The following is an 8,978-nucleotide window of genomic DNA, read 5'->3' as shown; positions in this document are numbered from 1 at the left end:
CTTTGGGCTACCCGAGCGGTTTTCTCTGGGACCTGAGCGATTCTTTGAGCTACCCGAGCAGTTTTCTCTGGGACCTGAGCGATTCTTTGAGCTACCCGAGCAGTTTTCTCTGGGACCTGAGCTGTTCTTTGGCTTACCCGAGCGGTTTTCTTGGGGACCTGAGCGACTCTTTGGGCTACCCGAGCGGTTTTCTCTGGGACCTGAGCGATTCTTTGAGCTACCCGAGCAGTTTTCTCTGGGACCTGAGCTGTTCGTTGGCTTACCCGAGCGGTTTTCTTGGGGACCTGAGCGATTCTTTGGGCTACCCGAGCGGTTTTCTCTGGGACCTGAGCTGTTCTTTGGGCTACCCGAGCGATTTCTTGGGGCCTGAGCTGTTCTTTGGGCTATCCGAGCGGTTTTGGATCAGCCGCATGTTACATTTATGCACTTATTATCCTTTCGTAAAATAATATTTGAATAAAAAATCTCATACAAATACCCCAATTGATGGCGAGTCTAACAATTGGGGTGAAATTCAATAAAGCATAGGATTGTGCTAACTCTTCACAATCGTTCTTTGAGCCTTTTTAAGTATCCTCTCTGTTGCCTTTGATGGAGAATCTTTTTGCCATTCGTCGCAAAGATTTTTGACCCAATCTGGTTGTGTTTTACTAGCATCATTTAACCAATTTCCAACAGAATCTTGAACATACTTGGACGAATCTGATTTTAATAAATTTAAAATAGGGAGTGCGATATATGGATTTTCTTTTAAAATTTCAATATGCTTGGTCCATACCCCGCGTGGACGAATTGATTCCAAGCTGAATCTACGAATGTTTTCATCCTCACTTTTTGCCCACTCAAATAGCAAATCTACACTATTCTCAATATTTGCTGAAAGATCCTCTCTAATGGACATCCATGCAATTTCCCGAACACCAAAATGATGATCTGCAGCAAAAAGCTTGATATACAACAATTTCTCTTCTAAAGTAAGATCATTACTTTTATTCATAAATGCTGCCCAACATCGTACACTATCCGAAACATGATGAGAGCATTTTTTGATGATATTCTCTTTGTTAGTAGCACTTTCTTCTTTCACGATTGTATCTAATAAACTTCCAATTAAACGTATTGCCTTCATTCCTGTTTCTACTTTTTGGTTTTCAATTTCAGTTAGAACAAATTCTAATTTTTCTTCCAGCCCTAAGGATGGTAGAACATTCTTTAATAAAGTAATATGGTGAACAGCTTGCCATTCCGTTAAATTAACACTCTCTATTTTTCCTTGATTCAGCAGCATTAAAACTTCATTCGGGATATCACTAGCCTTTCTAGCGCCCTTTCTATTTAAAACATCTGCTAGTACTTCCATTCAATAACCTCCTGTATTTGCTGAACATTACTCCTTTAACTAAATAGATGTCACTATTCATATTATTTTTTATGAACTTCCAAATAGAAAAGAAAATCCTTTGTATTTTTATAATTTGGATTTATAAAAATAGTATCCAAAAAATTTTATTGATACAAAATACTATGTCGGTAAAATCGCACTATGACTTTCTACTTTCGAGTTGTCAAAAACACGTTTCTTTTTAGAATATTGGATTTCATGCTCATACGGTAGACTTGTTTTCAGTTTGTCCAATACCTTTGCAGTTTTCTCTACTAAACTTTCCTCTAAAACGACACTTGCTGTAGGTTATCTAAATAGTAATGGACATAATTATATTGGACTTAATTACAATGTATAAAAGCTTAGATTATAAGTCATTAACATTAGATCTCCTAATAAAAGATGGACATAATTATTTAGATAACCGTTATACTGAAAATTAATTTATAATTATTATACAAGAAGTTGTAATTATTATTAATAGGAGACGGATATATGAAAATAGTAATTGCAGAGAAACCAGATCAAGCAGCAAAATTAGCTGCCCCCTTTTCTTTTACAAAAAAAGCTGGTTATTTTGAAGTTAAGCCTAACACATATTTTCCAGATGGAGCACTAATTACATGGGCGATAGGACATCTATGTGAATTGAAAGCACCTGAGGAATATAATCCAACATGGAAGAAATGGACTTTAGAAACATTACCGATTATTCCAGATCGATTCGAATATAAAGTGACAAATTCAAAATATAAACAATTCAATGTGATTAAAAGTTTAGTAAAAAGACCCGACATTAAAGAAATCATTATTGGTGGTGATGCTGGGCGTGAAGGTGAATTGATTATCCGCACCATTTTAAGAGTATGCAGTGTTAATAAACCGATGAAACGTCTATGGATATCATCTTTAACAGAAAACGCTGTAAAAAATGGGTTTGCAAATTTACTACCAGAAGAGAAAACACGCGATATTTATTTTGAAGCACTAAGTCGTTCATGTGCAGACTGGCTAATTGGCATTAACACATCCAGATTATACACGGTACTCCTCAAACGAAATGGCGTGAAAGATGTATTTTCAATTGGTCGTGTACAAACACCTACACTTGCACTAATAGTAAAGAGAGAACATGAAATTGCGAATTTTAAATCAGAACCATTTTGGGAAGTGGAAACAGAGTTTAATTTTGATGGAAAAATGTTAAAAGCAAAATGGCACAAAGATAACATTTCAAGGGTTCAAGAAGAACGACAAGCTATTGCTATTGCTAATTTCTGTATCAATAAAAATGTAGAAATTAATAGTATTAAAAGGGAAATAAAGGAATACGCTCCTCCATTGTTATTCAACTTATCTGCATTACAGGCTACAGCAAACAAGGCCTATAAATTCTCACCACAAAATACACTGGATATTTTGCAAAAACTTTATTTAAAGGGCGTAGTTTCCTATCCAAGATCTGATTCACAATTTTTAACGAATGAAGAAGCAAAAACACTACCAAAGATACTAGAGCATTTAAGTAAAATTGATAAATATAAAGGTCTTCTTCCACCACCGACAATTTCAATTATGAATAATAAAAGATATGTGAATGAAAAAAAAGTAACCGATCACCATGCAATTATTATTACAGAGCAAATACCAGACGTAGCAATGCTAAGTACAGAAGAAGAAAGGATTTATGATTTAGTTGCAAGACAAGTCATCGCAGCACATTACAACAATGCCATATTTTCTTACACAACGATTCATTCACTTGTTGATAAACGTGCAGAATTCATCTCTAAGGGCAAAGTGCTAATGGAAGAAGGTTGGCGTAAGGTTATTTATCATTCTAAAGATAACTCACCTACAGACAAAGATGAACTGCTCCCCCCATTACATGAAAATGAGCAAGGTGTCGTTGCAAAAGCTAACGTAAAAAAAGGGGAAACTCAACCACCAAATCGTTATTCTGAAGGTAATTTGATTACCGTAATGAAAACAGCTGGTAAACATTTGGAAGATGAGGAATTAGAAAAGGTCTTATGGAAAACGGAAGGATTAGGTACTGAAGCTACACGCGCTGGAATTATTGGTACATTAAAAGATCGAAACTATATCGAAGTTAAGAAAAACCAAGTCTTTGCAACAACTAAAGGTATATTACTAATTGAGGCACTAGGTGAAAGTATCTTAACTTCCCCTTCAATGACAGCCAAATGGGAGCAACGACTTTCTGAAATAGGTGAAGGCAACGCTTCTCCTAAAGTATTTTTGGAACAAGTAAAAAAGCTTGCTGACAAATTGATTTCAGATGCTAAAAAGCGTGAAAAGGAATGGGCATTTAATCAAAATGCAGTCTATAAAATCACTGCAAATAATCCGTACAATAAAAGATATAATAAAGAAAAAACAGTTGTTGGGAAATGTATCCTTTGCGAGGGGTCAATCATAGATCATGGCACTTTTTATGGGTGTTCAAATTATAAAACAGCTAATTGTAAATTCTCGGTTTCAAAGAAACTTTTAAGAAAAACTATTTCACAATCTAATATGAAAAAACTCTTGGCAGCTGGTGAAACAGATTTGATAAAAGGATTTAAAAAAGGTGAGAATATTTTTAATGCCCACCTTATTTGGGATGAAAAAGAACGTAAAATTAATTTTAAATTTCCACAATAACTCACAATCCTACTTTCAACATATCGTTGAAAGCCTGTAGCTTATATTAAGAATTTAAAATACCTAATAGCCTTGATAAACAAGCAAAAAGAAAGAGCGTGTTTTTAAAAAATTTAATCTAAACGTGCTCTTTATATATTTTATTGAATCATTCTTCTATAAAAAAAGATTAATCATTTCTATGATATTTCCTCCATTAAAGCTCCCTTTAATGGGGAAATATTCCATAAATTATATTAAGCATGCTCTTTTAATATAGCTGTTTTCTCAAAGATTGTTGCTTCTGATTTTGCTATCTTCTTCGATTAAAGTACCCCGATTATTCAATCGGATTAAATTTAATTAATTTCGCTTGATACATTTTATCCTTATACATATATGTAATATCCCCTCTACTCCCACCTGTTGGAGAAATTTGACCCCCTATTTTCGCAATAAGTTGATTGTCATTTATTTCAAAATAGATAAGATTGCCAGTATATATCAGGAAATAAATGTTCGGGTTTAAATGTTTAATATTAATTTTAAAATTCTTTTTTCCAATTCTAATAATGGCTTTGTTAGGTAATAACTTAGTCTTCACATTTTTTAACACTATTGCAATCGGATCATCAACAAGAACTTCAACTGGTACTTCAACAAGTTCCTTATTTATTCTTTGATTTTGGATATGGAAAACGTGAACTTCTCGTTCTAATATTCCAGTACCAGTACCTTTGATCAAAATTTAATAGGACTCCAATACTCATATTCGTAGTCTTCCTGCCACCTATATAATTCTATGGTAAAAAAACCATCCTTACGTTTAAAAATTTGAACGTTATATTGATTACTTGGAGACAATATTTCTTTTAGAACTTGTTCCATTAGCCCACCATCTTTTCTCGTAATAATGTAAATAGTATAGTATTTCTTTTCAACTAAACTGCACCTTCGTTGAAGAACATCTTTCCACAATCTTTAATTTATTTCACCAGAGATTCCTCATCTTCCTTTGAAATTGAATTAACAAAGACATATAAATTTGCAATGGAGACATTTACTGAGTTTAGTCGTGATGGGAAAATTGATATTAATCTTTCTGAATTAAATCCAAATGATAGTTCTGAACATTTATATGTAAAAAGAATTCAATCAAGCTTAAACAATCTTCGCTTTGCTTGTGACAAACTTAAACAATACAAAGACGTTGCACTAACATGGTGCGTTTGTTGAAGTACATTCATATCTAAAGATAAAAAGGGAGCTGAGATTATATTTCTAGCTCCCTTTAGTCTGTATTTGTAATAAATCCCTAGTTGATTTTTTTAAGGAAATTACTTGTGGCATCACTGATATCTGTAACATTAGTTTGATAGAATCCATGAGAGCCGTCAATAATTTGGGACTCAGCATTTGCACCAAGTCGATTTAAGTGATTTATTTGATACTCTTCTCCTCCTTGTTTTTGAGTAACTGAGGATATTAGTTTCAATACAGGTATTTCTGAAGGGAAGACTACGCTGTTTACCTCATTGACAGCGTCATATAAACTCAAAACCTGATTATAGATCGTATCGTTGAGAACATGATAAGAAAATAATTTATTATCACTGATTTCTTTTTCGGTATAGCCATTTTCAACTGTTTGATCAGAAGGTAGCAGCCCATTGATGATTCGATTAAATCCAGTTGCTTGAAGTAACATATTAAAACCATATAGGATTTATATTGAGGTTATATCGGCTCTGCGTCTTAGCGTCTGGCTCTTTAACTATGATAATTTTAAATTTTTTTATGTTTACTAAACTTTCTTGTTTACATTTTGGACAGTAAAGAGCAAAACTAATTAATATTGTATTCGCATATACTTTAGTGCGTGTTTTTGAACTACAAATTGGGCAGTATATCCATTTGCTTTTTTCACTCATATACCCTTCTCCTTTTCTGTCTAGCTCCTCATATAGTTATATTTTACACAAGCAAATTTTCAAAGTGTATATGCACCATATATATTTTTACAGAAAAAAGGAGACAATCAACATTAGAAAATTCATGGCAATATGAGCAAACATATGTGCAAGTATCGCAAGTTCTAGATTGTGCTTCCAATAAATCCAGCCAAAGAAGAAGCCGGGTAAACCATTCAATAAGATCATTCGGAACCAAATGAATGCGGTCATTTCTGTCACACTTGCAGTTCCACTATAGTGACCTATTGCAAATAATAATGCGCTAACAAATATTGCAAGGATAAAGACCCAGTTCGAAGGTTTTGCTGATTTTCGATCAAATAGTTTCCAAAAAATAAAAACCAACAAGCTCATAAACCCAAAACGCATTAATAGTTCCTCAACAATCCCTCCGTAGAGTAAAGCTGCTAAAAATTCTATTGCATTATAAGGATGTATTAGTTCTTTTAGACCCTCCGGCAAGAGTGGGAATAAAAGATAATCGAATCCTCTTATAACAACTCCTGCAATCGAACCGAGTATGATAGCTAGTTTAATACCTTTTATCCACTCTGACTTTGACTTTTCTCTAGCATTCGGGTGCATAATCACAGATTTTAAACCAACTTTATGAGCAGTAAAAAAACCTATAACAAGAGCAATGATTAAGAAAATATAATTGGGAAGTGTGCCAAGTAAGGCTAACATTTCAGGTGATCCTGAAATCCCCATCATTTCCCTCGCTTGCTCTAATTGGGCCGGGTTTGTCGATAGTGTCGATAGTGCCTTAAGATATAAGGGAACGAATGCAATGATTCCAAGCAAGAGATAAATGAATAGTCCTTTAACACTTTTTTGCTTTGTCATAAGTAACCTCCTTGATTTCAGTATAAGATTCATATAAATATCAATATTTGTTTTATTTACTATAAGACTCTATTAAACAGTTCATTCTTGTTTCCCTCCTCCAAATTGTTTATTCACCCTTAATACGATTACGTTCGACTAATCGTTCACTTACGAAAAAATAAATAAAAAAAATCTCAGGAATTTGAACCTGAGACCTTTCTTTTAAATATTTTTCTTGCAAAAATAAGATAGATAATAAGATACGTTGGAAATGTAATAAGGCCTAAAAAGCCCCATAGCCAAGCATTGTGTCCCCTCTTCCGTGCATCCCAAAACATCCATGAGCTCTGACAAATCAGAATGGATGCAATCACGACGCATAACCAAAGCGGTGTGCTACTTAGTTTGTTTGAGATCATTCATTACTGACCTTCTTTCTAGTTTTGTTAAGAGCTAAGGGCAATAAGATAATCCCCACAAGCTGAAAATAAAGAATAAGAATTGGCTGACGATAAACGACAGCAATCCCAACCGAAAGCACAAATACTGCAACAGAGATAAACGTGAGGAGGTCTTTCCATTGTTTTTTTCGTATTCTTTTTTTCTCTAATTCAACATTTTGTTGAAACCATTGTAAGTTTGGAGTAGATACTGGATTCCATTGATCCAGTTTTTCTAAACCATCTATTAATTGCTTAACCGTTATTTCATCTTCATCATCCAACATAGAATTACTATTTTTAGAATCATACTCCTTCAAGTTCAGCCAACTCCTTTCGTACATTTTTTAGACCATTTGAAACTCGAGATTTTACTGTTCCTTCTGCAATACCCATCATTTTTCCAATTTCCTCATATGAATATCCGTAATAATGCTTTAATACGATTGGCATACGTATTTCTTCATTAATCTGAGCAAGTACATCAAGTACATCAGTCCATTCTTCGTTCATATTGGCTGCATTCCATTTCATTTTTCGGAGCGCTTGTTCCTGCTCTAGCCAGTTTTTCTCCCGCTTCTTTCTACGCTGTTGATCGATAAAAAGGTTCGTTGCGATTGTGATGAGCCATGAGGAAAACTTGGATTCACCATTATACAGTTGGATTTTTTCAATACACTTCATCATCGCCTCTTGTGTTAAATCTTCTGCGATTTGTGGATGAAGGGTAACTTTCATTAAATACTTTACGAGGAACGAATAATTCTGTTGTAGCAGTTTCGAAAGAGCCAATGTATCCCCTTTTTTCGCCTTTCGAATTAAATCCTTTTCATCCATGAAATCTACTCCATACAATAATGATTTATATGTAATACGACTAACTGGGAAAAATCGTTCATTTTCAAAATAAAGAATCACAACAAAAACATTTTGCCACCTATTAGTATTTATTAAGTTTACATGAAAGTTATATATTTGACCAAAAACCAAAATATTGTTGCTCCTTCAACGAGTTCAAAATAATTGTTTAATTATTATAGTATTATCAAACTACTCACATGATTTGACACCCTTGCTCTTGGCTAACCTCTACTTCTGTCTTCGAGGTTCGGGACTTACACCCTATAGTTCATACACATGCCGGGCGCACCTAAAAGAACTCATTTTGAAAAAATTAATCAAAATGAGTTCTAACAAATATTTTTTAGTTTTTAAACACGGGTATTCGAACTTAAAATTACTCCAATGATTATTTCAGAAGTAAAGTTATCATCCTCACTGTAAAACATGTAGCGCTTCGAGCTTTATTAAACTTGCTGCAAATCTTTTTGGACCACTTTTAAATAAATAAGTGCCAATATTATTCAGCTTTTTTCACCATAAAGCACACAAGCATACATGGTTCACTGCTTTTATTAACACACCAATGCTCTTCGCCAGCAGGAATTAGTGTTGCATCTCCTGCCTTTTCCACACTGTATTCACCATTACTGTATGTTTCAATTTCTCCACTGAAAATATAAGAATATTCATCTTCATCATGACGGCTCATGCCCACAGTAGGAACACGTTCGCCTGGTAGCAGAGAAATAACACTCATGCTCACTTCTTGGAAATTCCCCTGTTTTGTAAAAAATTTTTTCATTTCATACATTGGCATGCCAATGGGCTCGACTTGATTAATATTAATTTTTTCCATTTTAT

Annotated in this window: 10 protein-coding genes; 2 read left to right on the top strand and 8 right to left on the bottom strand. The window is 34.0% G+C overall.

What is annotated here, in order from left to right; translation table 11 throughout:
• Window positions 1-449 (top strand): hypothetical protein (locus tag AC1RNS_RS09210; protein WP_492992085.1); only part of this gene is annotated, 449 nt, incomplete at its 5' end.
• Window positions 450-535: 86 nt separating this feature from the next.
• On the opposite strand, the gene AC1RNS_RS09205 is transcribed toward AC1RNS_RS09210, so the two are convergent.
• The gene (locus AC1RNS_RS09205) at window positions 536-1,360 is read right to left on the bottom strand and encodes a DNA alkylation repair protein (protein ID WP_492992084.1); all 825 of its coding nucleotides are present in this window, start codon (window positions 1,358-1,360) and stop codon (window positions 536-538) included.
• A 519-nt stretch (window positions 1,361-1,879) separates the two neighbouring features.
• Here AC1RNS_RS09205 and AC1RNS_RS09200 point away from each other — a divergent pair.
• Entirely contained in the window at window positions 1,880-4,054 is a 2,175-nt protein-coding gene (locus AC1RNS_RS09200; RefSeq protein WP_492992082.1) for a DNA topoisomerase III, read from the top strand.
• Window positions 4,055-4,373: 319 nt separating this feature from the next.
• Here the strand turns inward: AC1RNS_RS09200 and AC1RNS_RS09195 are convergent, their stop codons facing one another.
• From AC1RNS_RS09195 to AC1RNS_RS09165, 7 genes are all read right to left on the bottom strand, one after another.
• Window positions 4,374-4,778, bottom strand: a complete 405-nt coding sequence (locus AC1RNS_RS09195; protein WP_492992080.1) for a hypothetical protein — start codon at window positions 4,776-4,778, stop codon at window positions 4,374-4,376.
• 570 nt (window positions 4,779-5,348) lie between these two features.
• Complete coding sequence (locus AC1RNS_RS09190) at window positions 5,349-5,741, bottom strand: hypothetical protein (protein ID WP_492992079.1); 393 nt, start codon at window positions 5,739-5,741, stop codon at window positions 5,349-5,351.
• 1 nt (window position 5,742) lies between these two features.
• The gene (locus tag AC1RNS_RS09185; RefSeq protein ID WP_492992077.1) at window positions 5,743-5,964 is read right to left on the bottom strand and encodes a cysteine-rich KTR domain-containing protein; all 222 of its coding nucleotides are present in this window, start codon (window positions 5,962-5,964) and stop codon (window positions 5,743-5,745) included.
• An 87-nt stretch (window positions 5,965-6,051) separates the two neighbouring features.
• A complete protein-coding gene (locus AC1RNS_RS09180; RefSeq protein ID WP_492992076.1) occupies window positions 6,052-6,852 on the bottom strand; it encodes a CPBP family intramembrane glutamic endopeptidase in 801 nt (266 codons plus the stop codon).
• A 397-nt stretch (window positions 6,853-7,249) separates the two neighbouring features.
• Entirely contained in the window at window positions 7,250-7,594 is a 345-nt protein-coding gene (locus AC1RNS_RS09175; protein WP_492992074.1) for a YxlC family protein, read from the bottom strand.
• Window positions 7,581-8,264 carry an RNA polymerase sigma factor SigY gene (sigY, locus tag AC1RNS_RS09170; RefSeq protein ID WP_492992073.1) on the bottom strand — a complete coding sequence of 228 codons (684 nt, stop codon included), beginning with the start codon at window positions 8,262-8,264 and terminating at the stop codon, window positions 7,581-7,583. Before sigY ends, AC1RNS_RS09175 begins: the two co-directional genes overlap by 14 nt.
• 370 nt (window positions 8,265-8,634) lie before the next feature.
• A complete protein-coding gene (locus AC1RNS_RS09165; RefSeq protein WP_492992071.1) occupies window positions 8,635-8,973 on the bottom strand; it encodes a cupin domain-containing protein in 339 nt (112 codons plus the stop codon).
• Between the last annotated feature and the right edge of the window lie 5 nt (window positions 8,974-8,978).

The sequence above is a fragment of the Lysinibacillus sp. GW821-FHT14F06 genome, from assembly GCF_058803665.1.
This window is presented reverse-complemented; position numbering and strand designations above follow the sequence as displayed.

Bases quoted from the DNA above. Each gene is read 5' to 3' on its own strand.
- AC1RNS_RS09185 (WP_492992077.1), bottom strand. From the start codon at position 5,964: ATGAGTGAAAAAAGCAAATGGATATACTGCCCAATTTGTAGTTCAAAA.
- AC1RNS_RS09205 (WP_492992084.1), bottom strand. From the start codon at position 1,360: ATGGAAGTACTAGCAGATGTTTTAAATAGAAAGGGCGCTAGAAAGGCT.
- AC1RNS_RS09180 (WP_492992076.1), bottom strand. From the start codon at position 6,852: ATGACAAAGCAAAAAAGTGTTAAAGGACTATTCATTTATCTCTTGCTT.
- AC1RNS_RS09165 (WP_492992071.1), bottom strand. From the start codon at position 8,973: ATGGAAAAAATTAATATTAATCAAGTCGAGCCCATTGGCATGCCAATG.
- AC1RNS_RS09190 (WP_492992079.1), bottom strand. From the start codon at position 5,741: ATGTTACTTCAAGCAACTGGATTTAATCGAATCATCAATGGGCTGCTA.
- AC1RNS_RS09200 (WP_492992082.1), top strand. From the start codon at position 1,880: ATGAAAATAGTAATTGCAGAGAAACCAGATCAAGCAGCAAAATTAGCT.